This is a genomic window from Serratia sp. MF1(2023) (assembly GCF_030954545.1).
Lineage (GTDB): Bacteria > Pseudomonadota > Gammaproteobacteria > Enterobacterales > Enterobacteriaceae > Serratia > Serratia sarumanii.
On the sequence record NZ_JAVHUX010000012.1, the window covers coordinates 65,461 to 91,717 of the forward strand.

At 62.7% G+C, this 26,257-nt stretch carries 23 protein-coding genes and 1 pseudogene; 19 read left to right on the top strand and 5 right to left on the bottom strand.

All coding sequences use genetic code 11. From position 1 onward, the window contains the following. Positions 1–20 precede the first annotated feature (20 nt). On the bottom strand, positions 21–764 hold the full coding sequence (locus REA38_RS07080) for an AraC family transcriptional regulator (protein WP_033647351.1): 744 nt from the start codon (positions 762–764) through the stop codon (positions 21–23). Positions 765–860: 96 nt separating this feature from the next. Between REA38_RS07080 and REA38_RS07085 the strand changes: the two genes are divergently transcribed. From REA38_RS07085 to ppnP, 14 genes are all read left to right on the top strand, one after another. Next, positions 861–1,265 (top strand): nuclear transport factor 2 family protein, encoded by a 405-nt coding sequence (locus REA38_RS07085; protein WP_041033588.1) that lies wholly within the window; start codon positions 861–863, stop codon positions 1,263–1,265. Between the two features lie 47 nt (positions 1,266–1,312). Then, positions 1,313–1,513: a YaiA family protein gene (locus REA38_RS07090; protein WP_004940491.1), complete on the top strand. Its 201-nt coding sequence runs from the start codon at positions 1,313–1,315 to the stop codon at positions 1,511–1,513. A gap of 144 nt (positions 1,514–1,657) precedes the next feature. After that, positions 1,658–2,158 carry an RNA polymerase sigma factor gene (locus tag REA38_RS07095; protein WP_033653296.1) on the top strand — a complete coding sequence of 167 codons (501 nt, stop codon included), beginning with the start codon at positions 1,658–1,660 and terminating at the stop codon, positions 2,156–2,158. Between the two features lie 76 nt (positions 2,159–2,234). Continuing rightward, positions 2,235–3,188, top strand: a complete 954-nt coding sequence (locus REA38_RS07100) for a FecR domain-containing protein (RefSeq protein ID WP_049196414.1) — start codon at positions 2,235–2,237, stop codon at positions 3,186–3,188. A gap of 156 nt (positions 3,189–3,344) precedes the next feature. Next, a complete protein-coding gene (locus REA38_RS07105) occupies positions 3,345–6,044 on the top strand; it encodes a TonB-dependent hemoglobin/transferrin/lactoferrin family receptor (protein ID WP_308885482.1) in 2,700 nt (899 codons plus the stop codon). Between the two features lie 78 nt (positions 6,045–6,122). Next, positions 6,123–6,689 (top strand): heme acquisition protein HasA, encoded by a 567-nt coding sequence (locus REA38_RS07110; protein ID WP_308885483.1) that lies wholly within the window; start codon positions 6,123–6,125, stop codon positions 6,687–6,689. A 72-nt stretch (positions 6,690–6,761) separates the two neighbouring features. Beyond that, the gene (locus REA38_RS07115; protein WP_308885485.1) at positions 6,762–8,543 is read left to right on the top strand and encodes a type I secretion system permease/ATPase; all 1,782 of its coding nucleotides are present in this window, start codon (positions 6,762–6,764) and stop codon (positions 8,541–8,543) included. Continuing rightward, complete coding sequence (locus REA38_RS07120) at positions 8,540–9,871, top strand: HlyD family type I secretion periplasmic adaptor subunit (protein WP_033647342.1); 1,332 nt, start codon at positions 8,540–8,542, stop codon at positions 9,869–9,871. Before REA38_RS07115 ends, REA38_RS07120 begins: the two co-directional genes overlap by 4 nt. Positions 9,872–9,873: 2 nt before the next feature. Further along, complete coding sequence (locus REA38_RS07125; RefSeq protein WP_308885487.1) at positions 9,874–10,665, top strand: TonB family protein; 792 nt, start codon at positions 9,874–9,876, stop codon at positions 10,663–10,665. 253 nt (positions 10,666–10,918) lie between these two features. Continuing rightward, positions 10,919–11,692 (top strand): IclR family transcriptional regulator, encoded by a 774-nt coding sequence (locus REA38_RS07130; RefSeq protein ID WP_033647338.1) that lies wholly within the window; start codon positions 10,919–10,921, stop codon positions 11,690–11,692. Between the two features lie 219 nt (positions 11,693–11,911). Continuing rightward, positions 11,912–13,468: an OPT/YSL family transporter gene (locus REA38_RS07135; RefSeq protein ID WP_060420419.1), complete on the top strand. Its 1,557-nt coding sequence runs from the start codon at positions 11,912–11,914 to the stop codon at positions 13,466–13,468. A 34-nt stretch (positions 13,469–13,502) separates the two neighbouring features. Then, positions 13,503–14,432: a DUF1177 domain-containing protein gene (locus tag REA38_RS07140; RefSeq protein WP_033647333.1), complete on the top strand. Its 930-nt coding sequence runs from the start codon at positions 13,503–13,505 to the stop codon at positions 14,430–14,432. Positions 14,433–14,436: 4 nt separating this feature from the next. Next, positions 14,437–15,114 (top strand): AroM family protein, encoded by a 678-nt coding sequence (locus tag REA38_RS07145; RefSeq protein ID WP_039567007.1) that lies wholly within the window; start codon positions 14,437–14,439, stop codon positions 15,112–15,114. A gap of 211 nt (positions 15,115–15,325) precedes the next feature. Continuing rightward, a complete protein-coding gene (gene ppnP, locus REA38_RS07150) occupies positions 15,326–15,616 on the top strand; it encodes a pyrimidine/purine nucleoside phosphorylase (protein WP_004940463.1) in 291 nt (96 codons plus the stop codon). A gap of 65 nt (positions 15,617–15,681) precedes the next feature. Here the strand turns inward: ppnP and rdgC are convergent, their stop codons facing one another. Then, positions 15,682–16,593 carry a recombination-associated protein RdgC gene (rdgC, locus tag REA38_RS07155; protein WP_004940461.1) on the bottom strand — a complete coding sequence of 304 codons (912 nt, stop codon included), beginning with the start codon at positions 16,591–16,593 and terminating at the stop codon, positions 15,682–15,684. Positions 16,594–16,809: 216 nt separating this feature from the next. Between rdgC and mak the strand changes: the two are divergent. From mak to REA38_RS07170, 3 genes and pseudogenes are all read left to right on the top strand, one after another. After that, a pseudogene (mak, locus tag REA38_RS07160) lies at positions 16,810–17,723 on the top strand (fructokinase). Positions 17,724–17,825: 102 nt separating this feature from the next. Beyond that, positions 17,826–18,059, top strand: coding sequence for a type II toxin-antitoxin system Phd/YefM family antitoxin (locus REA38_RS07165; protein WP_060429530.1), 234 nt, complete (start codon positions 17,826–17,828; stop codon positions 18,057–18,059). Next, entirely contained in the window at positions 18,056–18,442 is a 387-nt protein-coding gene (locus tag REA38_RS07170; RefSeq protein ID WP_033637281.1) for a type II toxin-antitoxin system VapC family toxin, read from the top strand. The genes REA38_RS07165 and REA38_RS07170 overlap by 4 nt, the downstream gene beginning before the upstream one ends. On the opposite strand, the gene licT is transcribed toward REA38_RS07170, so the two are convergent. The 3 genes from licT to sbcD form a co-directional block, all read right to left on the bottom strand. Continuing rightward, positions 18,439–19,287: a BglG family transcription antiterminator LicT gene (gene licT / locus REA38_RS07175; protein ID WP_041033609.1), complete on the bottom strand. Its 849-nt coding sequence runs from the start codon at positions 19,285–19,287 to the stop codon at positions 18,439–18,441. The two genes, REA38_RS07170 and licT, sit on opposite strands and share 4 nt — an antisense overlap. A gap of 231 nt (positions 19,288–19,518) precedes the next feature. Next, positions 19,519–22,770 carry an exonuclease subunit SbcC gene (sbcC, locus tag REA38_RS07180; protein ID WP_308885492.1) on the bottom strand — a complete coding sequence of 1,084 codons (3,252 nt, stop codon included), beginning with the start codon at positions 22,768–22,770 and terminating at the stop codon, positions 19,519–19,521. Then, positions 22,767–23,999, bottom strand: coding sequence for an exonuclease subunit SbcD (gene sbcD / locus REA38_RS07185; RefSeq protein WP_308885494.1), 1,233 nt, complete (start codon positions 23,997–23,999; stop codon positions 22,767–22,769). Before sbcD ends, sbcC begins: the two co-directional genes overlap by 4 nt. Positions 24,000–24,214: 215 nt before the next feature. On the opposite strand from sbcD, the gene phoB reads away from it, so the two are divergent. Together phoB and phoR are read left to right on the top strand one after the other, a co-directional pair. Next, positions 24,215–24,904, top strand: coding sequence for a phosphate response regulator transcription factor PhoB (gene phoB / locus REA38_RS07190; protein WP_004940438.1), 690 nt, complete (start codon positions 24,215–24,217; stop codon positions 24,902–24,904). Between the two features lie 24 nt (positions 24,905–24,928). Further along, complete coding sequence (gene phoR, locus REA38_RS07195) at positions 24,929–26,245, top strand: phosphate regulon sensor histidine kinase PhoR (protein WP_025301740.1); 1,317 nt, start codon at positions 24,929–24,931, stop codon at positions 26,243–26,245. Positions 26,246–26,257: the final 12 nt, after the last annotated feature.

Below are 26,257 nucleotides of genomic sequence, written 5' to 3' on the forward strand. Positions count from 1 at the left end.
GGCGCCGGGCGCCCGTTTTCCTATTCCGTTTGCCGAGCCGGCGCAAAGTACGCCCCGGGCGTGACGCCGAAGCGGCGACGAAAGGCGGCGATATAGGCGCTGACGTTGTCATAGCCACAGGCGTCGGCCACCTCGCCGACCGCTTTGCCGCGTGATAATCCCTCCAGTGAACGCAATACCCGCGCCTGCTGGCGCCACAGCGCGAAGCTGATGCCGGTTTCCTGCAGAAAGCGGCGGCTCAGGGTGCGCGGGCTGAGCCCGGCCCAAATGGCCCAGTCGCGCTGGCTGCGCGGGCTGGCGGGATCGTTCAGCAGCGCCCGGGCGATGTTCAGCAACCTGGCGTCCTGCGGCAGCGGCAATTGTAACGGCGCGCGGCTTGCCGCGTGCATTTCGTCCAGCAGCACCTGCAGCAGCCGCCGTTGCGGCGCGCTTAGCGGGCCGGCGGGGAACTGCGCGATGCGCTCCACCAGGGCCTGCAACAGCGCAGAGGCCGTAAACAGCTGCGGCAGCTGCGGCATCTCCGGCACGCTTTCCACCGGCAGATACAGACTCCAGCCCGCCACGTCGCCGCAGGCCAGCGCCTGATGGGCGCATCCCGGCGGCAGCCAGCCCAGCGTACCGCCGGTGATCGCCCATTGCCGGCCCGGGAGCTCCATTGCCAGCATGCCGCGCGTCAAGAGATAGATCTGGCCGCCTTCGTGCCGGTGCCAGGGCGTCAGGTGCTTTTTTTCATGCTGAAGGCGTTGGCTGCGGATCTGCGTCATATTGGCCGTTTAACGTTATTAAAAGTCTTGATGTGGTTATTATGCCATCGCCTGGTCGGGATAGGATCGCCGTTCACCCTATTTCGGAGAAACCTGATGACTCAACTTACCCCACTGGATCTGGTACTCGATACGCTGCAGCAGGTCGTCGCCAGCCCGGAGCACCGGCCAACGCAGCTCGCCGCCCGTTTCAGCGCAGACTACCGCCAGCAGGTGGATGGCAAGGTGCTGAACTTCGAGCAGTTTGAGCAACACATGGCGCTGCTGAAGCGGCAAACCCGGCGCATGACGCTGAGCGTGATCGCGGCGGCGGAGCGGGGCGAGGCGGTGCTGACCCATCATCTGGTCGAGGTGGAAAAGCGCGACGGCTCCTGCAGCCGCGTGCGGGTGCTAGCGCACTTCACCGTGCGTGAAGGCCGCATTTGCGCCTGCGACGAACTGACCGAGCTGCTGGCGGGCGTGCCCGGCGATCGCGATCTTGGCTCGCGCGTGTCGGAATGAGGGCGGCTGCTATACTTGCTACTGTGTGAAACACACGGGAGAACGACATGCGCGAAAATGATCAACCTGCTTATCCACGGAGCGCCCGCGTCGTAGAGGTGTTTCGGGGCGACCCGAACCTGCATCTGCGCCGTTTTGAAGTGCGCACCGACGACATTGAGCCGAATACGCTGCTCAGTGAACATGAAACCGAGCAGGAAGCGCTCGACGCCAAGCATCGCTATGAGGACGAGGCGTTAGAGCTCTGACCTGCAGCCCAGCGGAAACCGGCGCCAGGCCGGTTTCCCGTTTATCCCCGCCTTAGCACATATTTCCCAGAACAATATTGATAATGATAATCATTTATGTGATTTTTATCGCCCCTATTGGGTGTTTCACTTCTGGGAAAAGAGATGTCCAATTCCGAGTTGCAGGCGTTGTTTCTGCGCCATATGCGGCCGCTGCAAGCCTATTTGAACGCCAAACTGCGCGACCCTCAGCTGGCTGCGGACTTGGCGCAGGAAAGTTTTACCCGCCTGACCGAGCAGTATCCGCAGGGTAATATTCTCGATATCGAGGCCTACCTGTACAAAACCGCCAAAAACCTGATGCTCGACCATCTGCGCCAGCAGCAGCGGCGGCAGACCGAAGCGGTCGAAGACGACGTTCTGGCGCAGTATCCCTCCGGTGAACCGGCGCTTGAACAACTGGCGATCGATAGCCAATTGCTGCAGCTGTTGCAACAGGCGCTGGCGGACATGCCGCCGCGCACGCAGCAGATTTTCCGCCTTAACCGGCTCGATGGCCTGACCCAGGCGCAGGTGGCGGCGCAGCTGGGCGTGTCGCTCAGCACGGTGGAAAAACACTTGGCCAGCGCGCTCGAGCGGCTGATGGCGCGGATGGAAGAACAATAATGGCAATTTTTTTACGGGTTTATCCGCGCTCAGACGTCTTAACCTATAACCAGAAAAAACAGAGGTCTATGCCATTATGAAACCGCTAACCGCACAGGCGCGACAGCAGGCGGCCGCCTGGGCCGTGAGCCTGGCCGAAGGGGCGCTGCCGGCCGATCGGCGGCGAGCGTTGGACGCCTGGCTGGCCGCCGATCCGCAGCATCCGGCGGCGCTGCGTCAGGCACGGCTGCTGTGGACGACGCTGGGGCAACTGCCGCCAGAGCAGCGGCAGGCGTTACAACCGCAGGTGGCGGCGCTGAAAACGCCATCTCACCATCGATGGCCCCGCTGGGCGGTGGCGGCGGCGGTGGCGATCGCCGTTTCCTTCGGCGTTTATCGCGGGCCGGATCTGTGGATCGGCATGCAGGCGGATTATCAAACCGTTCGCGGCGAGGTGCGCGAAGTGGCATTGCCGGACGGCAGCCGGGTGGCGCTGGACAGCGGCAGCGCGATCGCACTGGCGTATTCCGCAGGCGAACGCAAGGTGCGGCTGCTGAGCGGCGCCGCCTATTTTATCGTCGCGCCGTTAGGTGGGGCGGAAAGCCGCCCATTCAGGGTGGAGGCGGAAAACGGTGTCACCCAGGCGCTGGGCACCGAGTTCAGCGTGGCGCGCACTGAACGGGGCGTGGACATCAGCGTGCATCAGCACAGCGTGCGGGTGACGCTTGAGCGCGGTGAGCGCTCGTTGGTGGTCGCGCAACGCCAGGCGGCGCATTACCGCAACGGGCAGCTGCAGCTGACGCGGCAAACGGCCGGCGATGACGCCTGGCGGCGCGGCTGGCTGGTGATCGACCGCCAACCGCTGCCGCAGGCGCTCGCGCAGCTCAACCGCTATCGCGCGACCCGCATCGTGGCGGTCAATCCCGCGCTAAGAGCGCGCACGGTGAGCGGCGTGTTTGCGCTCAATAAGCTCGACGACGGCGTCGGCGCCATTCGTCAGGAACTCTCCGCCCGCCAACTGAATCTCCCCGGCATCACGCTGCTTTACTGAGCGGCGCAGGCGGGCCGGGATGCCCGTTTCGCCGCTATTTTCACTTTCTGTAAAAAATCTTTACGGGTTTTTGCCTCCCGGAACGTCCTTATGTTTAAACGAGATTGATTTCCATTATCACTTGGTTTGGCATTCTTTCGGGTGGAACACACACGCATGTTTATTCACAAGGGAACCACGCCGGCCGGCCGATTGGCCACGGCGGTACGCGCCGCGCTGGCGGCGATGATGTTGACTCAGCCGGCTGTGGCGCTCGCCGCCCAGGCTGAGGCGAACGGCGCGCAGGCTGCACAGCAAAAGCATTTCAACATTGCGGCGCAGCCGCTGCAAAGCGCCATGTTGCGCTTCGCCGAGCAGGCCGGCATGCAGGTATTTTTCGACGAGGTGAAGCTCGACGGCATGCAGGCGGCGGCGCTGAACGGCAGCATGAGCGTTGAACAGGGCCTGCGGCGCTTGATCGGCGGCAATCCGGTGGCTTTCCGCCTGCAGCCGCAGGGGCAGATCGTATTGAGCCGGCTGCCGACGGCGAACGGCGACGGCGGTGCGCTGGCGCTGGACAGCCTGACGGTGCTGGGCGCCGGCGGCATCAACGCTAACGATTGGGTTTACGACGAACCGCGCTCGGTCAGCGTCATCAGCCGCGAACAGATGGACAACCGCCCGGCGCGACACGCGGCCGATATTCTGGAGCAGACGACGGGGGCCTATTCCAGCGTCAGCCAGCAAGATCCGGCATTGTCGGTCAACATCCGCGGCATACAAGACTACGGCCGGGTGAACATGAACATCGACGGCATGCGGCAGAATTTTCAAAAGAGCGGCCATGGCCAGCGTAACGGCACCATGTACATCGATTCCGAACTGCTGTCCGGCGTAACCATCGACAAGGGCACCACCGGCGGTATGGGCAGCGCCGGCACGCTCGGCGGCATCGCCACCTTCAATACCGTCAGCGCGAGCGATTTCCTGGCGCCGGGCAAAGAGCTGGGCGGCAAGCTGCACGCCAGCACCGGCGATAACGGCACCCACTTCATCGGCAGCGGCATACTGGCATTGGGCAACGAAACCGGCGATATCCTGCTGGCCGCCAGCGAACGCCACCTCGGCGACTATTGGCCCGGCAACAAGGGCGACATCGGCAACATTCGCATCAATAACGACACCGGCAATTACGATCGCTACGCCGAGAGCATCAAGAACAACAAAATCCCCGACACTAATTACCGCATGCACTCGCGGCTGGCCAAGGTGGGCTGGAATCTGCCCGCCAACCAACGCCTGCAATTGAGCTATCTGCAGACCCAGACCGCGTCGCCGATCGCCGGCACCTTGACCAACCTGGGCACCCGGCCGCCTTATGAACTGGGCTGGAAGCGCACCGGTTACAGCGACGTGATGGCGCGCAACGCGGCGTTCGACTACAGCCTGGCGCCGGAAGGCGTCGACTGGCTCGATTTTCAGGCCAAGCTGTATTACGTCGATACTCAGGACGACAGCGACACCTACAGCACCAGCTCGCTGCTGGACAACGGCTACGCGACGCGCACCCGCCTGCGCACCTATGGCGCGCAGGCGCAAAACATCTCGCGTTTCAGCCTGGCGCCGGGGCATGACTTCCGCGCCAACTACGGGCTGGAGTTCTATTACGACAAAGCGACCAGCGACTCTTCCCGTGAGGGTATGGAAGGGGTGACGCCGGCCGGCAACCGTTCGGTCGGCAGCCTGTTCGCCAACCTGACCTACGACTACGACGGCTGGCTGACGCTGGAGGGCGGGCTGCGTTACGACCGCTATCGCCTGCGCGGCCAGACCGGCCTGAGCTATCCGGATTTGGCCAAGGATGGGCAACGCTACACGATTGACAATCCTTGCAAAGCGTTGCGTCTGACCGGCTGTTCAACCACTACCCGCGAAGATTGGGACGTGGATCGCGATCAGGGCAAGCTGTCGCCGACGCTGGCGGTGGCGGTGCGCCCCGGCGTGGAGTGGCTTGAGCTGTATACCACCTACGGCAAATCCTGGCGGCCGCCGGCGATCACCGAAACGCTGACTAACGGCAGCGCGCACAGTTCTTCCACGCAATACCCCAACCCGTTCCTGCAGCCCGAGGGCTCGCGCGCCTGGGAAGTCGGGTTCAACGTGCAGCAGCCGGATCTGTGGTTTGAGGGCGATCGGTTGGTGGCCAAGGTGGCCTACTTCGACACCAAAGTGGATAACTACATCAACCTGGCGATAGACCGCAATAAACCGGGGCTGGTGCAGCCGAGCATCGGCAATGCCGCTTACGTCAACAACCTGTCTAAAACCCGCTTCCGCGGGCTGGAGTACCAGCTCAACTATGACGCCGGGGTGTTCTACGCCGACCTGACCTACACCCACATGATCGGCAAAAATGAGTTCTGCTCGAACAAGGCCTGGTTGGGAGGGCGTCTGCGCTACGGCGACGGATCGCGCCGCGGCAACTTCTATGTTGAGCCGGATGCCGCTTCCAATGACTTCGTCACGTGTGACGGGGGGACGCAGTTCGGCTCCGCCGCCTACCTGCCGGGCGATCGCGGCTCGGTGACGCTGGGCGGCCGCGCCTTCGATCGCAAGCTGGACGCCGGGGTGACCGTGCGCTTTGCGCCGGGCTATCAGGACAGCTCGGTGCCATCCAACTATCCGTACCTGGCCGACTGGCCGAAGTACACCCTGTTCGATCTGTACGCCAGCTACAAGCTGACCGACAGCCTGACGCTGCGCGGCTCGGTGGAGAACCTGACCAACCGCGCCTACGTCGTCAGCTATGGGGAGACGCTGGCCAATACCCTGGGGCGCGGCCGCACCGTGCAGGGCGGGGTGGAATACCGTTTTTAAGCAGTAAAAGGGCGTTGCTCATCCTTGAGCACAAGGGCTGCCTCGCAAGGGGCGCCGTTCATCAATGGAGATAGAGAAATGGCATTTTCAGTCAACTATGACAGCAGTTTCGGCAGCTACAGCATCCATAACTATCTGAACGAGTGGGCGTCGTCATTTGGCGATATCAACCACACCAACGGTAACGTCACCGACTCCAACAGCGGTGGCTTCTATGGCGGCAGCCTGTCCGGCAGCCAATATGCCGTGACCAGTACGGACAACCATGTCACGTCGGTCGTGGCGGGTGGCAACCTGACCTACACGCTGTTCAATGAACCGGCGCATACCCTGTACGGCCAGCTGGATTCCCTGTCGTTCGGCGACGGTTTGAGCGGTGGCGATACATCACCGTACAGCATTCAGGTGCCTGACGTCAGCTTCGGCGGCCTGAACCTCAGCAACCTGCAGGCGCAGGGCCACGATGGCGTGGTGCACCAGGTGGTGTACGGCCTGATGTCCGGCGATACCGGCGCGCTGGAAACCGCGCTGAACGGCATCCTCGACGACTACGGCCTGAGCGTCAACTCCACCTTCGATCAGGTGGCGGCGGCGACAGCGGTGGGCGTGCAGCACGCCGACAGCCCGGAACTGTTGGCGGCCTGATCGCGGCCGTTTGCCCGCCGGCGCCGCGCGCCCCGGCGGGCATTTTCTCGTTTTTAGCCGATGGAAAACGCCATGAAAAACGCCGTCAGGCGCGGAGAAGTGATGAGCGTGCTGGCCGCATACCGGCGCGGATTTTGGGGCATCGCGCTGTTTACCGCGGTGATCAACCTGCTGATGCTGGCACCGGCGCTGTACATGCTGCAGGTCTACGATCGTGTGTTGCCGTCGGGCAACCGCATGACGTTGGCGATGTTGACCCTGATGGTGGTCGGCCTTTACCTGTTTATGGGGCTGCTGGAGTGGGTGCGCAGCCAGGTGGTGATCCGCCTCGGCGCCCAGATGGATATGCGCCTGAATCAGCGGGTCTACGACGCCGCCTTCGAAACCAACCTGAAAACCGGCAACCCGCTGGCGGGGCAGGCGCTGAACGATCTGACCAACCTGCGCCAGTTCGCCACCGGCAATGCGCTGTTCGCCTTTTTCGATGCCCCCTGGTTCCCGGTTTATCTGCTGGTGGTTTTTCTGCTCCACCCCTGGCTTGGCGCGTTGGCCAGCGCCGGGGTGATCGTGCTGGTGCTGCTGGCCTGGCTCAACCAGCGGGTGTCGCAGGCGCCGCTCGCGGAGGCCGGCCGGGTCGCGCTGAGCGCCACGCAGCAGGCCAACGGCAACCTGCGCAATGCGGAGGCCATCGCCGCCATGGGGATGCTGACCGACTTGCGCCTGCGCTGGCTGCGGCAGCATCAGCAGTTCCTGCTGTTGCAGAACCGCGCCAGCGAGAAAATCGCCGCCGTCACCGCCTGGTCGAAAACCGTGCGGCTGGCGCTGCAGTCGCTGATGTTGGGCTGCGGCGCGCTGCTGGCGGTCAACGGCGACATTACGCCGGGCATGATGATCGCCGGATCGATCCTGATCGGCAGGGTGCTGGGGCCGATCGATCAGCTGATCGGCGCCTGGAAGCAGTGGTCGTCGGCGCGCCAGTCCCTGCAGCGGCTGGAGGTGATGCTGGCCGCCAACCCGCCGCAGGCGGCGAGCCTGCCGCTGCCTGCGCCCAGCGGCACATTGGCCGTGAATCAGTTGACCGCCGGCGCGCCGGGCGGGAGCGCGCCGGTGTTGCACGGCGTTAGTTTTCGTCTGGAGGCCGGGGAGGTGCTGGGCGTCATTGGCGCGTCCGGCTCCGGCAAAACGCTGCTGATGCGCCAACTGGTCGGCGCGCTGACGCCGCTCAGCGGCGACGTGCGGCTGGACGGTGCGGATCTTCGGCAGTGGGACAAACAGCAGCTGGGGCCGCATATCGGCTACTTGCCGCAGGATATCCAGCTGTTCGCCGGCACCCTGACGGAAAATATCGCCCGCTTTGGCCAGGTTGACGCCGAGAAGGTGGTGGCCGCCGCCGCGCTGGCCGGCGTGCACCAACTGATCCTGCATTTGCCCAAAGGGTATGAAACCGAGCTGGGCGAGGGCGGCAGCGGCCTGTCCGGCGGCCAGCGTCAGCGGGTGGCGCTGGCGCGCGCGCTGTATGGCTCTCCGGCGTTGGTGGTATTGGACGAACCGAACGCCAACCTCGATCGCGAAGGGGAAGAGGCGCTGCAGCGGGCGATCGAAGCGCTGAAAAAGCGCGGCACCACCATCGTGTTGGTGACCCACAAACCGGCGATCCTGGCGACGACCGACATATTGCTGGTGCTGGCCGCCGGCCAGGTGCAGCACTTCGGCCCCAGCGACGCCATCCTGAAAAAACTGCCTGGTTTTACGCCCGCGGCCGTACCGGCCAACGCCGGCCGCAGCAGCGGCGGCGGTTTCAACGTCAACTACGCCAATTTTGCCAAAACGGCCAGCGGTGAACGAAAAGTATGAGCAATCAGAGTGTGATCCCCGGCGATATCGACGCGCTTTCCCGGCAGTTCGACGAAGGGCGCCACCTGCGGCTCGGTGGTTGGCTGGTGCTGTTGGGGTTTGGCGGTTTCCTGCTGTGGGGGCTGTTGGCGCCGCTGGATAAGGGCGTGCCGGTCTCCGGCAGCGTGGTGGTGGCCGGCAACCGCAAGGCGGTACAGCACCCGAGCGGCGGCGTGGTGTCGCAAATTCAGGTGCATGAGGGCGACCGGGTCAGCGCCGGGCAGGTGCTGCTGCTGATGGATACCGTCGACAGCCGCACCCAGCGCGATGCGCTGCGCAGCCAGCAGTTGAGCAACGCCGCGCAGCGGGCGCGGCTGCAGGCCGAGCGCGACGGCCTGCAGGCGATCGCTTTCCCGGCATTGCTGCAGGCGCGGCGGGAGGAGCCGGAGGTGATGTCGTTGATGCTGCTGCAACAGCAGCTGTTCACCAGCCGCCGCGCGGCGTTGCAGAGCGAGCTGGCGGCGATCGCGGAGAGCATCGCCGGATCGCAGGCGATGCTGGAAGGGATCCGGCAGTCTTACGCCAGCAAGCAGCGGCAAAAGGCCATGTTGCAGGAGCAACTGAGCGGCATGCGCAAGCTGGCGGCGCAAGGGTATGTGGCGCGCAATCGGCTGCTGGATCTGGAAGGGCAGTATGCGCAGATCGACGGCCAGGCGTCCGAAGACACCGGCAATATCGGCCGCCTGGGGCGCCAGATCCTGGAGCTGAAGCTGCGGGCGATCCAGCGGCGGGAAGAGTATCAAAAAGAGGTCAGCAGCCAATTGGCCGAGGTGCGGATGAAGCTGGACGAACTGGATAACCGCCTGGCCAAGGCGGAGGCCGATCTGGGCCATACGCAGGTGAAAGCGCCGGTGGCGGGCACCGTGGTGGGGCTGAGCGTGTTCACCGAAGGCGGCGTGATCGGCGCCGGTCAGCAGCTGATGGAGATCGTGCCCAGCGATCGGGGGCTGCAGGTGGAGGCGCGTATTCCGGTCGAACTGATCGACAAGGTGCAGGTGGGCTTGCCGGTCGAGCTGTTGTTCTCGGCGTTTAACCAAAGCACCACGCCGCGCGTCGAGGGCGAGGTGACGCTGGTCGGGGCCGATCGCCTGACCGATGAGAAAAGCGGCGCGCCCTATTACAGCGTGCGCGCCAAGGTCAGCGAAGCGGGTCTGCAGCGGCTGAACGGGTTGGAAATCCGCCCGGGGATGCCGGTCGAAGGGTTCATCCGCACCGGCGAGCGTTCGATGATGAACTACCTGTTCAAACCGCTGACCGATCGCCTTCATCTGGCGCTGACGGAAGAGTGAGCATGTCGGTTTCGCCGCTGCCTTTCGCCGCGCCCGGCGATGCCATGCCCTGGCGCCGTTGCCTGGTGCTGGTGCTGGCGCTGCACCTGCTGGCCGCGGCGCTGCTCTGGCCCTGGCGAGACAAGGCCGAGCCGCCGTGGGTGCCGCCGCCGGCGGTCATGGTGGTGATGGCCGACGCACCGCAGGCTCCGGCCGAGGTAAAACAACCGCCGGGGCAAAGGACGCCGCCGCCTCAGGTTGAACCGCCGGCGCCGCCGGAACCCTTGCCGGCGGTGAAGGTGCCTGAAGCCGTACGGCCGAACATCGCCGTACCGCCGAAGCAGAAAAAATCGCCCAAGCCGGTGAAGAAAATCCCCCTGCCGCGCACGCCGCCGCAGGAGAAAACGATCGCGCCGCCGAGAATTCAGGAGCAAAGCGTCGGCGCACCGCCGCCGGGCCGGGCGGATAAAGCGGCCGCGCCGCAAACCCGCCTGACGCCCTATGCACAGGCGGGGGAAGATAGCTGGCGCAGCCGCATCAACGGCCGCCTTAATCGCTTTAAGCGTTATCCCAAAGACGCCTTGCGGCTGAAGCGCCAGGGCGTCGGGCAGGTGCGTTTCACCCTGGACAGGCAGGGCCATGTGTTGGCGGTGACGCTGGTCAGCAGCGCCGGGTTGCCGTCGCTGGATCGCGAAATCCAGGCGCTGGTCAAGCGCGCTTCGCCGTTGCCTACGCCGCCGGCGGACGCCTACGTCAACGACACGGTGGAATTGACGTTGCCGATCGATTTCAGTTTGCGCGGCGCAAGTTTTTGAGCCGCGACAATATCTCTCCCTGATAAAATCATTTTTCAGCAGCTTGTCCTGCCATTCATTATTTTCAAAGCGTATCGTTATTTTATTTGGCGCGGCGGAGTTGGCGTTCTGCGCGATATTTTCATTTAAAAAGCACGAATGCCTTTTATTTTACGGCTGACAAAAAATAAACAGCTTGACGCTGCGGAGTTCGGGTTTTAGTTTTTAATTATAAAATAGGAACTGAGTTCCATATAGTGGAACAAGGCGGATCATGACAACGCTGGAAAATGCCGCTGCGGTATTAAAACTCTTTTCTCAACAACGCGTGATGCATGGCCAACCGGGCATTGCATTCAGCGACGTGGTAGATCAATTGGCGCTGCCGAAAAGCACGGTATCGCGCCTGCTGCAGAGCATGGAAAATCAGGGCATGCTGGAGCGCGATCCCGATAGCCGGCGTTACCGCATCGGCGCGCTGTTGCTGGCGGCATCCAGCCACTACCTGTCGATGCCGCTGGTGGACAACCTGGCGGCCAGCATGGCGCAGCTGTGCCGCCAGACGGCGTGTACCGGCTACCTCTCGGTGCTGGAGGGGCAGGAGATCATGGTGATGCGCATGTTCCCCGGCCGCCACTTTTTGCAGGTGGTCACCCCGGCGGGCTACCGTTCACCGGCGGCGGAAACCTCGGTTGGTCGGGCGATACTGGCGCGTGAAAGCGACGAGCAGGTTCGGGCGCGTTACGCCGGCGGTTACCGGGCGGCTTCGCCCAATGCGCCGCAAACGCTGGATGCGCTGCTGCAGAAGTTGCAGCAGGTGAGGCGCCAGGGCTGGTCGCTGGCGCGCAATGAAACCTTGAACGGCATCAGTTCGCTGGCGACCGCGCTGGTGAACAAGCACGGCAGCGAGACGGTGGGGCTGTGTCTGTCCTTCCCTTCGCAGGGCGAGGAACAGCCGTTTGTACCGGAAGTTCTGGCCGAATTAACCGCAGTCAGCCGCCAACTGGCGGAAAAATATGGCGATGATTATTGGCAGCAGATCAACTAACGCGCCGGAGCTATAACGTTTCATCGTCATTAACGAGCGCCGACACCAGGGAACTCATTAATTATATTTCACCGTATTTTATTGGTGAGAAACAGACGGGCTAAATAAAAAAATAATCACGTTATGACGCCGGCAGTTCCAAATAATGGAACTGCCGCGGCGAACTATCGTCGGGCGTTATTTCCGGCATGCGGCAGGAAATATTCAGGGATACCAAGTATGAAATCAAATAATCCGCTAAAAGAGGCCGGCACGCTGTTGGTCATGGCGCTGCTTTCGGTGGTGGGGGCGATCATCGGCGTTCAGCTGATCACTACGCTGGGCGTGACGCCCAACACCTCGATCATCGGTGCGCTGATCGCCATGCTGCTGGCACGCATTCCGCTGCAAATGTTTCAACGCTACCGCTCGGTGCACACCCAGAACCTGGCGCAGACGGTGATCTCCTCCGCCACCTTCGGCGCGGCCAACTGTCTGCTGATGCCGATTGCGGTGCCTTACGTGATGGGGCAACCGCAGCTTATTCTGCCGATGTTCTGCGGCGTGGCGGCGGCGATGCTGCTCGACGCCTATCTGCTTTATCGTCTGTTCGATACCAAAGTGTTCCCCGCCGCCAATGCCTGGCCGCCGGGCGTCGCCGCCGCGGAGGCGATTAAAGCCGGCGATCGCGGCGGCAAGCAGGCCTGGCTTTTGGTGGTGGGCGTAGGGGTGGGCATCGCCGGATCAATGCTCAAGATCCCCATGGCGGCCTTCGGCACCGCCTTTATCGGCAATATCTGGGCGCTGAGCATGTTCGGCGTCGGGCTATTGCTGCGGGCCTACGCCGAGCCGGTGGCCGGTTTCGATATCAATGCCCATTTTATTCCGCACGGCGTGATGGTCGGCGCCGGCCTGGTGGCGCTGATCCAGGTCGCGCAGGTGATCCGCAGCCGCCGCGCCGATAGCGCCGGTTATACCCAACCGGACAGCGCGGTAAGCAAAGCGCTCGGCCTGGGGGCGGTCGGCTACATCGCCATCGCCGCGTTTTTGGCTCTGGTCGGCGGGCTGTTTAGCGAGATGTCGCTGCCGATGCTGGCGCTGTTCGTGATTTACGCGGCGTTCGCCGCTTTCGTTCATGAGCTGATCGTCGGTATCGCCGCCATGCACTCCGGCTGGTTTCCGGCGTTCGCGGTGGCGTTGATCACCCTGATCGTCGGTATCCTGATCGGTTTCCCACCGCTGGCGCTGTGCATCCTGACCGGCTTTACCGCCGCCACCGGGCCGGCCTTCGCCGACATGGGCTTTGACTTGAAAGCCGGCTTCATCCTGCGCGGCTACGGCGAGGATCTGCGGCAGGAGCTGCTGGGGCGCCGCATTCAACTGTTTGCGGCGCTGATCGCCTTCCTCATCGCCATTCCGGTGGTTTACCTCTCTTATCACAGCTATTTCCTGCAGGACCTGATCCCGCCGGTCGCGCGCGTTTACGCCAAGACCATCGAGGCCGGTGCGCAGCCGGGCATCGCCTGGAGCCTTTTGATCTGGGCGATCCCCGGTGCCGTGGTGCAGCTGATCGGCGGCCCCAAGCGCCAGCTCGGCGTGCTGCTGGCAACCGGCCTGCTGATCAACAACGCTTTGGCTGGGTGGGCGGTGCTGGTGGGCATCGCGCTGCGCGTGGCGATCCTGCGCCGTTGGGGCGATCGCGGCCGCACGCCGATGGAGATCATGGCGGCCGGATTTATCGCCGGCGACGCGCTCTACAACTTCTTCAGCTCGATTTTTTCCAGCAAGGGCAAATAGCCCCTGCCGATGACATTGGTGAGGTAAAACGACCATGAGTTTGCAACAAACGCTGCAGGTTTTTGAATTGATTGATAGCGCATTCGTCAGCGGCCAGGACGTCGTCGATCTGTTTGCGCCTTACCCGGCGATCCGCGCCAGCACCCTGCGCGCCGAGGGGCCGAAGGGCGGCACCGATTTTGTGCGCATCGAGATCCCCGGCAGCGCAGGCAAATTCGCTGGCGGTGCGGCGCCGACGCTGGGCATTATCGGCCGCCTGGGCGGCATCGGCGCGCGGCCGACGCGTATCGGGCTGGTGTCCGACGGCGACGGCGCGATCGCCGCCATTGCCGCCGCGCTGAAGCTGGCGGAGATGCAGCGCAAGGGCGATACGCTGCCGGGGGATGTGATCGTCACCACCCATATTTGCCCGAACGCACCGACCCGGCCGCACGATCCGGTCGATTTTATGGATTCGCCGATCGATGACGTGACGATGAACGATAATGAAGTGGTGCCGGAGGCTGACGCCATCCTGTCGATCGATACCACCAAAGGCAACCGCATCATCAACCACAAAGGCTATGCGCTATCGCCGACGGTGAAAGAGGGCTACATCCTGCGGGTGGCGGAAGATCTGCTGCGCATCATGGAGATGACCAGCGGCCGCCCGGCGGTGACCTTCCCGATCACCACGCAGGACATCACCCCTTACGGCAACGGCGTGCATCACCTCAACAGCATCCTGCAGCCCTCGACCGCTACTGCGGCGCCGGTAGTCGGCGTGGCGATCTGCAGCGAATCGGTGGTGCCGGGCTGCGGCACCGGCGCCAGCCACGAAACGGATATCGCGCTGGCGGTCAAATTCGCGGTGGAAGTCGCCAAAGAATTCGGCCGCGGCACCTGCCGGTTCTACGATGCCGCCGAATATGGCCAGCTGCTGGCGCTGTACGGCAGTCTGAGTCACCTGCAAAAAAGGAGATAGCCCCATGACGGCTTCATTCGCCACGCTGACCATCGGTCAGGCGCCACGCAGCGATATCATGCCGCTGCTGTCTGCTTATCTGCCGGCGGAGCGGGTGAGGCACGTCGGTTTGCTGGACGGCCTGGATGCCGGGCAGATCGCCGAGCGTTATGCGCCGCAACGGGGCGATAAGCTGCTGGTGTCGCGCCTGTTGGACGGCACGCAGGTGACGCTCTGTGCCGCTCGCGTCGAAAGCGGGTTGCAGCAGAAGATCCGCGAGTTGGAGGCGGCGGGATGCCAGGTGATTCTGCTGCTGTGCACCGGCGAATTCGGCCGATTGCAGGCGGAGCAGGCGCTGTTGCTGGAGCCGGATCGCATCATCCCGCCGTTGATCTCCGCGATCGTCGGCGAACACCGCGTCGGCATCGTGGTGCCGGTGGCGGAACAGGTTGGGCAGCAGGCGCGCAAATGGCGGCAGCTGGCGACGCCGCCGAGCTATGCCGTCGCCAGTCCTTATCTGGCGGATGACGCCGCGCTGGAGCAGGCGGCTTGCGCACTGCTGCGGCAGGGGGCGGAGGTGGTGGTGCTCGATTGCATCGGTTATCACCAGCGCCACCGCGCTTTTTTGCAGGCGCGTCTGTCGGTGCCGGTGCTGCTGTCGAACGTTCTGGTCGCCAAGCTGGCCGCAGAGTTAATCGGCTGATTCAAATAGCCATAAATCACCGCCCGGCGCGGCCTCGGGCGCTTTGCGCTCGCGGGTATCCCCGGGTTTCAGCAGCCCTGACTGCCGTAGAGAGGCCCGGCGGCGTTTTCCTCTGCGCCGCGATCGCATTTCGCGCGAAAAACCAGTGACAGATCAACCGCAATCCCCCAATATGGATTTTCCATCAAGATGATTACGCGGGTGCCAGTCTATGCTGAAAGTGAATGAGTATTTTGCCGGAAAAGTGAAGTCTATCGGTTTTGACAGTAGCAGCATCGGTCTTACCAGCGTGGGCGTGATGGAAGAGGGGGAATACACCTTCTCCACCGCGCAGCCGGAAGAAATGACGGTGATCACCGGGGCGCTGAAAGTGCTGCTGCCGGGGGCGCCGGACTGGCAGGTGTTTACGCCGGGCGAGAAGTTCTTCGTGCCGGGGCACAGCGAGTTCAACCTGCAGGTGGCCGACGCGACCGCCTATCTGTGCCGCTACCTGAGCAAATAAATTTTGTTCGTTAGGGAAACGCAGGGCTCAGCGGATGCTGGGCCCTGGTCATTTCTGCGGCGGGATTAACGCTGGGCTTCGCCGCCGAGCGCTTCGATGGTGTTTTTGATCAACGCCGCCAGCTCGCTGGTCATCAGGATAAAGTCGGCGTCAAAGCGCTGGGCGAAGTCGTCGCGATCGATATCGTCGTTCTGCTCGCGCAGCGTGTCGGCGAACTTCAGGCGCTTGAGCGAGCCGTCGTCCGACAGCATCAGCTGAATGCGCTCCTGCCAATCCACCGCCAGCTTGGTCACCAGCTTGCCGGCTTCGATATGCACCGCGATTTCGTCGCTGATCAGATTCTGTTTCTTGCAGCGGATCACGCCGCCTTCTTCCAGAATCGCTTTCAGTTCCGCTTCATCCTGAATGGCGAAACCAGCCGGCATCTCGCCGGAACGCACCCATTCGGTCAGCGTCAGTTCGATCGGGCTTTCCATGGTCAGCGGCACCACCGGCAGCGAGCCGAGGCTTTTGCGCAGCAGCGCCAGCGTATCTTCGGCGCGTTTGGCGCTGGCGGCATCGACCATGATCAGATCGTTGACGGTATCGATCCACATGAAGGTTTGGTTGAAGCGGCTGAAGGCGCGCGGCAGCAGGCTGTGCAGCACTTCGTCCTTCAGCGCGTCTTTCTCGGTTTTCTTCAGTTTGCGATGTTGTTCCGCCTCCAGGCGCTCAATTTTGGCCTGCAGCTCTTGCTTGATGACCGGCGACGGCAGGATTTTCTCTTCCTTGCGCGCGCAGATGACGATTTGGCCGTTGACCGCGTGCGTCAGCGCATCGCTGTGCGAGCCCATCGGGGAGACCCAGCCGGTCTTGGCCATGTCCTGGCTGCCGCACGGCGTGAAGGCGAACGCGCTGAGTTGTTTTTCCATTTCATCCGCGTTTAACGCCACTTCGCGGCTCAAACGGTAAACCATCAAATTCTTAAACCACAGCATAATGTTATCCCTGGCTGGGCGTGCGCTCGGCACGCTGATTCGTCAAAAGCAGGGCGGCATGATAACGAATTGACGCTGAAAAATCGCCCCATTCTCTCCGAATTGCGTCGCCGACCGCAGCGGAAAAGGCCGGGCGGGGGAGAGGGAAACAGGTGATTCATCCGCGTACTTACATTAGGCTGTGGCAACGCTGCGCGGCATCGAGGAGAAAAATACATGCGCATTGGCATCGATTTGGGCGGGACAAAATTGAAGTGATTGCGTTGGCGGACGACGGCCGGGAGCTGTTTCGCCATCGCATCGCCACGCCGCGCCATGACTATGGGCAAACCCTGGCGGCGATCGTCGGGCTGGTGAAACTGGCGGAAGATCATACCGGCGAGCGGGGATCGGTCGGGATCGGCATTCCCGGCACGCTGTCGCCGTTTACCGGGCGGGTGAAAAACGCCAACTCGGTATGGCTCAACGGCCAACCGCTGGACAAGGATCTCTCAGCGCTGTTGGCGCGCGAGGTGCGTATCGCCAACGACGCCAACTGCCTGGCGGTGTCGGAAGCCACCGACGGCGCAGGCGCCGGCGCGCAAACCGTGTTTGCGGTCATTGTCGGCACCGGCTGCGGCGCCGGCGTGGCGCTGAATGGGCAGGCGCATTCCGGCGGCAACGGCATCGCCGGCGAGTGGGGCCACAATCCGCTGCCGTGGCAGGATGACGATGAGCTGCGCTACGCCCGCGAAGTGCCGTGCTACTGCGGCAAACCGGGCTGCATCGAAACCTTTATTTCCGGCACCGGTTTCGCCACCGACTATGCGCGCCTGGGCGGCAACGCGCTGCAAGGGCACGAAATCATGGCGCTGAGCGAGCGGGGCGATGCGCTGGCGGAGCAGGCGATCGTGCGCTACGAAATGCGGCTGGCGAAAGCGTTGGCGCACGTGATCAACATTCTGGATCCGGACGTGGTGGTGCTCGGCGGCGGCATGAGCAACGTGGATCGCCTGTACCGCACGGTGCCGCAGCGGGTGAAAGATTGGGTGTTCGGCGGCGAGTGTGAAACGCCGATCCGCAAAGCGGTGCACGGCGACTCCAGCGGCGTACGCGGCGCGGCCTGGTTATGGCCGCAACAGCAGCGCTAAGCGTTGCAGCAAAGCGCGAGGCTGCTCGCGCTTTAAACCATTCCCTGTACAAAAACTGGACGGCGCTTTATGCTTTAGCTAACTTAGCTAAGGAGGACGCGTATGCCGATTCAGGCCAATATGCACGAAGCCAAATCCAATCTGAGCCAGCTGGCGGACAGAGCCGCGGAGGGAGAAACCGTGATTATTGCAAAAGCAGGGAAGCCGTACGTACAGCTGGTCGCCATCCAGGGCGAAGCGCGCCGGCCCGGCGCCGCCAAGGGCAAGTTTACCGTGCCGGTGGATTTCAACGCGGGGGATGCGGCCATTGCGGCGCTGTTTGAGGGCGATGCATGAAGCGCCTGCTGCTGGATACCCACGCGTTGCTGTGGTGGCTGATTGATGACGCCTGCCTGGGCGCGAACGCCAAAAGGCAGATCGCCGATCCGGGCAATGCGGTGTACGTCAGCGCGGCCAGCATTTGGGAGATCTCGATCAAGCAGGCGCTGGGCAAGCTGGCGCTGCCGGAAGACATCTTTGCGATCATCGAGGCCGAAGATTTTCTGGCGCTGCCGATGGACGCCTTTCATTGCCAACAGGCCGGGCAGCTGCCGCCCTATCATCAGGATCCTTTCGATCGCATGCTGATCGCACAGGCGCAGGCCGAGGGGCTGACGCTGATCTCCGCCGACGCGGTGTTTCCGCAGTACGGCGTGCGGGTGGCGGATGCCCGCCGTTAAGCCGGTTTCTCCTCGCTTTCGCTGCGCACCCGTTCGATATGAATGGTCAGGAACATCATCTCTTCCGTGGTGAGCTGGTGCTGATAGTGCTTTTCGATGTGGCGGTTGATCTTGCCGGCGCAGGCGAATGACTCACGGTATTTCTCTTTCACCACCTGATACAGCGAGTCGTCGTCGCTGTCGACGTAGTTTTTCCCCAGCAGGCGCTGGGCAAAGAATTTCAAATGGGTGACGAAACGATGGTAGCTCAGGGCTTCCTCGTTGTAATCAAAGCGGAAGTGGTATTTGACCAGGTTGAGGATCTCTTGCATTACGCGGGTGATGTGCAGCGTGTTGTGCATCTCGTCGTTAAGCTGGGCGTTGACCAGGTGCAGGGCGATAAATCCGGCCTCGTCTTCCGGCAGCGCGGTATTCAGCCGCTCGGCGATCAAGGCCAGCGCCTCCAGCCCGACGGCGAACTCGGCCTGATAGAGCTTTTTAATCTCCCACAGCAACGCATTTTTGATATCCAACCCTTCCGCATGGCGCTGCAGAGCGAAATGGATGTGGTCGGTCAGCGTGATGTAGACGATGTTATGCAACTTGCCCGGCAGCCGTTCGCGGGCGAGGGTAATAATCCGGTCGGCGGTGGTGACGCAGGCCAGCGGGATCTCGGAGAGCAGCTCTTTATAGCGCTCGGCGATTTCACCGCCGTTATGGGTGAACACCTTTTCGATCAGGCTTTCGTCCAGCGTGTCGCCGGGCTTCTTTTTAAAGCCGATTCCTTTTCCCATTACCACCGTCTCTTCCTGACGGTCGTCCAGCGTAATCACCACGTTATTATTGAGTATTTTAGCGATTTTCATGGTCTTTCCCGGTGTTTCAGCATCCTGAAAACGAAAAAACCTGACGCCCGGAAGCGATCCCGGGCGTCAGGTTTTGCCTGTATTTTATGTTTCTGTCCTGCGGCCTGAGCGGCGGAGGGGATACAGTAACAATCCTGTTATGCCTGCATAATAACCCGTGCTCGCCGCGGCTCAACGCTTTTCACCGCGGAGTGCCGCCGCGGTCACACTTCTGCGCCGCGCGCGGCGGGATCACTCCAGCCTGAAGTGCGCCCCCAGCCGGCTGACGCCGAGTCCGTTGACCTTTTTCACCTTGATCTGCACCGGAATACGCTCTTTCATCGCCTCGACGTGGCTGATCACGCCAATGGTTTTGCCGGAGGCGTTCAGGCTGTCCAGCGCGTCCAGCGCGGTATCGAGGGTTTCGGCGTCCAGCGTGCCGAAGCCTTCGTCGAGGAACAGCGAGTCGATGCTGGTTTTGTGGCTGACCAGATCGGACAACGCCAGCGCCAGCGCCAGGCTGACCAGGAAGCTCTCGCCGCCGGACAGGGTGCGGGTATCGCGCAGCGCGTCGGCCTGCCAGGTGTCCACCACCTGCAGCTCCAGCGCGTCGCTGGTTTTGCGCTGCAGCAGGTAGCGCCCGTGCAGCCGGCCGAGTTGCTGGTTGGCCAGATAAACCAGATGATCGAGCGTCAGCCCCTGAGCGAAGCGGCGGAACTTGTCGCCTTCTTTCGAGCCGATCAGCTGGTTGAGGTAGCTCCAGTCGTCGTAGTCTTGCTGGCTGCGGGCGATTTGCTCGAACAGCGCCTGTTGATTGAGGCGGCGGGCGGCGTCGCTTTCCAACTGGTTGCGCAGTTCACCCTGGCGCAGCTGCAACGTTTTCAACTGCTGTGCCAGCTCGGCCAGCGATTGGGTGAGTGCGTCGAGATCCGCGTTGGCTTCATCCACCCCTTCTGGGCGGCTTTGCCGATGCTGCTCCAGCGTTTGCGTCGCCTGCGTCAGCAGGGCGGCGGCCTCCACCTGCCGCTGTTGCAGTTGCTCTTTGCGCTGCTGCAATTCGCGGCGCAGGGCGTCGTCCAGCAGCGCAGCGGCGAAGGCGGTTTCATCGGCGAATTCGCTGTCGGCCAGCGCCTGCTGCCACAGCTGCTGCGCCTGCTGCAGCCGTTCCTGCATTTGGGTGTGCTGTTGTTGCAATCCGGCCTGCTGGCCGGCCAGGCGCTCGCGCAGTTCCTGCGCTTTTTGCCACTGCTCGGCGGCCTGCAAGCTGGCCTGCTCACAGGCGGTTTGTTTGGCGCGCAGCTGTTCGCGCACCTCGGCGACCTGCTGTTCGCCGAACAGCGCCAGCCGCTGCGCGCGCCGTTCGGCGAGGGTCTTCTCGCCTTCTTGCCAGCGTTGTTGCAGGTCTTGCTGCTGTTGCAGGCTGTCGGCATGGGTTTTCTGCAGCAGCGTAAAGCGCTCTTCGAGCAGCGCCAGCCGTTGCTGCGCCTGCTGCTGCTGCGTTTGCAGAGCGGCGAGCGCGTCTTTTGCCTGCTGTACCGCCTGCGCCGCCTGTTCATGCTGCTGCAGCGCGTGCTGCCCGCGCCGCTCTTCGTCGTCGCAGCCGCTCAGCCAGGCGCTGAGGCGCTCGCCCTCGGCCAACGTAAAGTCGAATGCCAGCGGCGCGCTGAGCTGCTGCCACTGCTGCTGTTGGGCAGCCAACTGCTGCTCATCCTGCGCGATAGCCTGCTGTTGGCGTTGCAATTGCTGTTGCAGGTTGTCGTAACGGGCTCGCAGCTCGACGCCTTGTTTTTGCAATGCTTCGGTCTGGACTTTCATTTGCTCCAGACGTTGCGCAGTTTCTGACAGTTTTACCTCTTGGTATTGTTCTACCGCCGGGTGATCGCATGAGCCGCACAGCGGGCAGGGGGCGCCGGGTTGCAAACGGGCGCGCTCGGCTTCCAGACCCACGATCCGTTGTTCCAGCGCATAGGTTTTTTCAACATCGGCCTGGTGGGCTTTCTGCTGCTTAAATTGCTGACGGATGAGCTCTAACTGTGGCTCCAACTGGGTCAGTTCATTTTGACCGATGTTTAGCTCTTGCCGCTGCTGTTCCAGCCGTTTAACAACTTGTTGCGATAAAGAGGCGAGCGTAAATAACTGCTGGCGCGTCGGGCGCAGATCCGCCAGGGCGCTCAGGCGCTGGCGCAGCGGGGCCAGCGGCGTTTGCGCCGCCAGCGCCTGCTGCTGTTGCTGCTGAACGGCCAGCGCTTCGGTCAGCGCGTTCAACCGCTGCTGATGCTGTGCGGCCTGCGCCGTCAGCTGGCTGCGCTCGGCGGTGAGCTGCTCCAGCGTGGTTTGCTGTTTGGCACACTGCTGCGCGGCGGCATCGCCGGCCTGTCGCCGCTCGGCCTGCGTCGACTGCAGTTGGGCTATTTGGTGGTCGAGCGGGGCGACCTGGTCATCGATCAGCTGTTGCTGCTGCCGCATATGCTCGGCATGGGCTTGCTGCGCCAGACGGGCCTTTTCCACCGCCTGCTGCAGTGGCGCCAGCTGCGCCGAGTGCTGTTCCTGTTGCTGCGTCAGCTGGGCTGCCTGCTGTTGTATCGTCTGCAGCTCGGCGCGGCAGCGATCGCGTTCACCGCGCAGCGGCCGCAATTTCTCGGCCGGTTCGCTGAGCGCCAGCCGCTGCAGCTGCGGGGCGGCCTCCGTCTGCTCGCGCTGGGCGGTTTCCAGCCGCCGTTGACCCTCGTTTTGCTGTTGCTGGAGGCGTTGCCATTGCTGCAGCCAGCTCAGCGCCTGTTGCTGTTGCTGAGTTTGCTTACCGAGGGCGCTTTCCTGCGCGCTCAGCGCCGTCAGCTGTTCAGTCAGGGAGTGGCGCTGTTCATCGTTCAGCAGCTCGATGCCGCTGGCGCGCTGGTGCAACCCATCCAGGACGGTTTTGGCCTGCTTGTGCGATTCGAACACCTGTTCGGACAACCGCCCGTAGATTTCGGTGCCGGTCAGCTCTTCCAACAGTTCGGCGCGATCGTTGGCGTCGGCGTTGAGGAACGCGGCGAACTGCCCCTGAGACAGCATCATCGATTTGGTGAAGCGGCCGAAGTCCAGCCCGGTGATGGCGGCGGTGATCTCCAGCTTGTCGCGCACCTTGTCCGCCAGGATCTTGCCGTCCTCGCGGCGCGCCAGTTCCACCTTCGGTGCCTGCAGATTGCCGTCCGGCGCGTTTTTGGCGCGGCGCTGGCTCCAGAAGGCGCGATAGCCGACGCCCTTGACCTCGAATTCGACCTCCGCCAGCGATTCGGCGGTGTGGCGGGTCATCAGCTCATTCTGGCTCGGCGTGACGTTGAGACGCGGCGTCTGGTGGTACAGCGCCAGGCAGATGGCGTCCAGCAGGGTGGTTTTGCCCGCGCCGGTCGGGCCGGTAATGGCGAACAGGCCGTTGCTGGCGAACGGCTCGGCGGTGAAGTCAATTTTCCACTCGCCCTGCAGCGAGTTGAGGTTTTTTAACCGCAGGCTGAGGATCTTCATGGATTGGTTTCCTCAGGATTGTGCTGCACCGCCTCGACCACCTGGCGGAACAGTTGGTGCATCCGCCGTTGGCGCGCTTCTGGCATGTCGGCCTCCTGCGCCAGGCGCCGTTCGAACACCTCGTTGACGCTCAGTTCGTTGAGCGTTTCCTTATCCTGCTGCGCGATCGCCTGGCGGCGCTGCTCTTTACTGCGCCGCAGCAGCACCACTTCCACCGGCAGCTCATCCGCCATCAGCTGGATGCGGCGCTGGATATCGCTGAGGTAGTCCTGCGTCGCCACTTCGATATCCAGCCACACCGGCAGCTCGCCGGCATAGTCGGCAAATTGCTGCAGCTGCCGTTCGATCTCGGCCAGATCGCCTTTGATCAGCTGCATGGGCTGGAACTGCGGGATCGCTAACGCTTCTACCTGCTGCAGGGCGCCGCCGGCGAAATCGACCTGGAAGACGCTTTTGGCTTTGCCCAGTTCATCGAAGCTGAGCGGAATCGGTGAGCCGCTATAGCGAATATGCTCTGATTTGGCGACGTTCTGCGCGCGGTGAATGTGGCCCAGCGCGATATAGTCGGCGGGCGGGAAGGCCTGCGCCGGGAAGGCGTCGAGGGTGCCGATATAGATGTCGCGCACCGAGTCGGAGGTGGTGACGCCGACGGTGGTCAGGTGGCCGGTGGCGACGATCGGCAGCGGCAGGCCCAGCCGATCGCGGCGTTCGCAGGCCGCCTGATACAGCACCTGGTAATGTTCGGCGATGGCTTCCTGCAGCGCTTGCTGTTTTTGCGCGCCGGATTCGCCGGCGCGGCTGGTGAGCAGATCGCGCGGCCGCAGGAACGGGATGGCGCACAGCACGGCGCCCGGCTGGCCGTCGCGCCGGTTCAGCACCACAATCTGCTGTTCGGGGGCGCTTTGCGCGCTCGCGATCACCGTGGTGTTCAGGCAGGAGAGCAGCTCACGCGATTCGTTCAGCGTCGCCACCGAGTCGTGGTTGCCGCCCAGCACCACCAGCTGACAGCCGGTGCGCTGCAGCTCCACCACGAAGCGGTTGTACAGCTCGCGGGCGTAGCTGGGCGGCGAACCGGTATCGAACAGATCCCCGGCGACGATCAGCGCATCCACCTGCTGCTGCTCGATCTGCTCGATCAGCCAGTTCAGAAAAGCCTGGTGCTCGGCGGCGCGGCTTTTGGTGAAAAAGTACTGGCCAAGGTGCCAGTCAGAGGTGTGGATCAGGCGCATGACACTCCCGGATGCAAAGGTAATGGCGATGATTATAAAGGCCGCGGCGGCGGCTGTCCCGGCGCAATGATGATGACAACCGGATGATTTTTCTTTGCGGTGGGAAATAATCGCTATGCTTACTGCCTATAACAGCCGCTTTTTTTCATAAAAGTGTCACAAAACTGACGCATAATGGCGCCCGCAAAGTCGCTAACACATTGGCAGGATTGACGATGGCAAGACGCATACTGGTGGTGGAAGACGAAGCGCCGATCCGTGAGATGGTGTGCTTTGTGTTGGAACAGAATGGTTACCAACCGTTGGAAGCCGAGGATTATGACAGCGCCGTGACGCGCCTGTCTGAGCCGTTCCCTGATTTGGTGTTGCTCGACTGGATGTTGCCCGGCGGTTCCGGCATTCAGTTTATCAAACATATGAAGCGCGAAGCGCTGACGCGCGATATTCCGGTGATGATGCTGACCGCGCGCGGCGAAGAAGAAGACCGGGTGCGCGGCCTGGAAGTGGGGGCGGATGATTACATCACCAAGCCGTTCTCGCCCAAGGAGCTGGTGGCGCGCATCAAAGCGGTCATGCGCCGCATTTCACCGATGGCGGTGGAAGAGGTGATTGAAATGCAAGGGCTGAGCCTGGATCCGTCCTCCCACCGCGTGATGGCGAACGATCAGGCGCTGGACATGGGGCCGACCGAGTTCAAGCTGCTGCACTTCTTTATGACCCACCCGGAGCGGGTTTATAGCCGTGAGCAGTTGCTTAATCACGTCTGGGGCACTAACGTTTATGTGGAAGACCGTACCGTTGACGTGCATATCCGTCGGCTCCGCAAGGCATTAGAAACCAGTGGGCATGATAAAATGGTTCAAACCGTTCGGGGCACCGGCTACCGGTTCTCAACGCGCTACTGATCGCGCTGCGCTGGAGAATATGCCGTGTTAGAACGTCTGTCGTGGAAGAGGCTGGCTCTGGAGCTGGCTCTTTTCTGTTTGCCCGCCTTACTGCTGGGGCTGATTTTCGGTTATCTGCCCTGGTTCCTGCTGGCCTCCGCGCTGGCCGCGCTGGTGTGGAATTTCTACAACCAGCTCAAACTCTCCCATTGGCTGTGGATCGACCGCAGCATGACGCCGCCGCCCGGCCGCTGGAGTTGGGAGCCGTTGTTCTATGGCCTGTATCAGATGCAGCAGCGCAATCGCCGCCGCCGGCGCGAGCTGGCGCTGTTGATCAAGCGCTTTCGCAGCGGGGCCGAATCGCTGCCTGACGCGGTGGTGATGACCACCGTTGAAGGCAACATCTTCTGGTGCAACGGGCTGGCGCAGCATCTGCTCGGCTTCCGCTGGCCGGAGGACAACGGCCAGCACATCCTCAACCTGCTGCGTTATCCGGAATTCAGCCATTATCTGCAACAGCAGGAGTTCTCGCGCCCGCTGACGCTGCAGCTGAACAACGAACACTACGTCGAATTCCGCGTGATGCCCTATTCCGAAGGGCAGTTGCTGATGGTGGCGCGCGACGTCACCCAGATGCGCCAGCTGGAGGGGGCGCGGCGCAACTTCTTCGCCAACGTCAGCCATGAGCTGCGCACGCCGCTGACGGTGCTGCAGGGCTATCTGGAGATGATGGGCGACGAAGAGCAGGACGGTTCGCTGCGCAGCAAGGCGCTCGGCACCATGCAGGAGCAGACCCGCCGGATGGACGGGCTGGTCAAGCAGCTGCTGACGCTGTCGCGCATCGAGGCGGCGCCCAATGTCGACATGAACGAGCGGGTGGATATCCCGCTGATGCTGCGGGTGTTGCAGCGCGAGGCGCAATCGCTGAGCGGCGGCAATCACGAGATCACTTTCCGGGTGAACGAACAGCTCAACGTGTTCGGCAATGAAGACCAGTTGCGCAGCGCGGTGTCTAACCTGGTGTACAACGCGGTCAACCACACGCCGAAGGGCACCCATATCGAAGTGAGCTGGCAGCAGACGGCGCACGGCGCGCAGTTCCAGGTCAGCGACAACGGGCCGGGCATCGCCGCCGAACACCTGCCGCGCCTGACCGAGCGTTTTTACCGCGTCGACAAGGCCCGTTCGCGCCAGACCGGCGGCAGCGGGCTGGGGCTGGCGATCGTCAAACATGCGCTCAGCCATCACGACGCGCGGCTGGAGATCCTCAGCGAGCCGGGGATCGGCACCCGCTTTATCTTTACCTTACCCAACCGGTTGATTGTTCCCGCCGCTTTATCAGAGAATGCGGTGAAAAATTAACGCGAGACACCG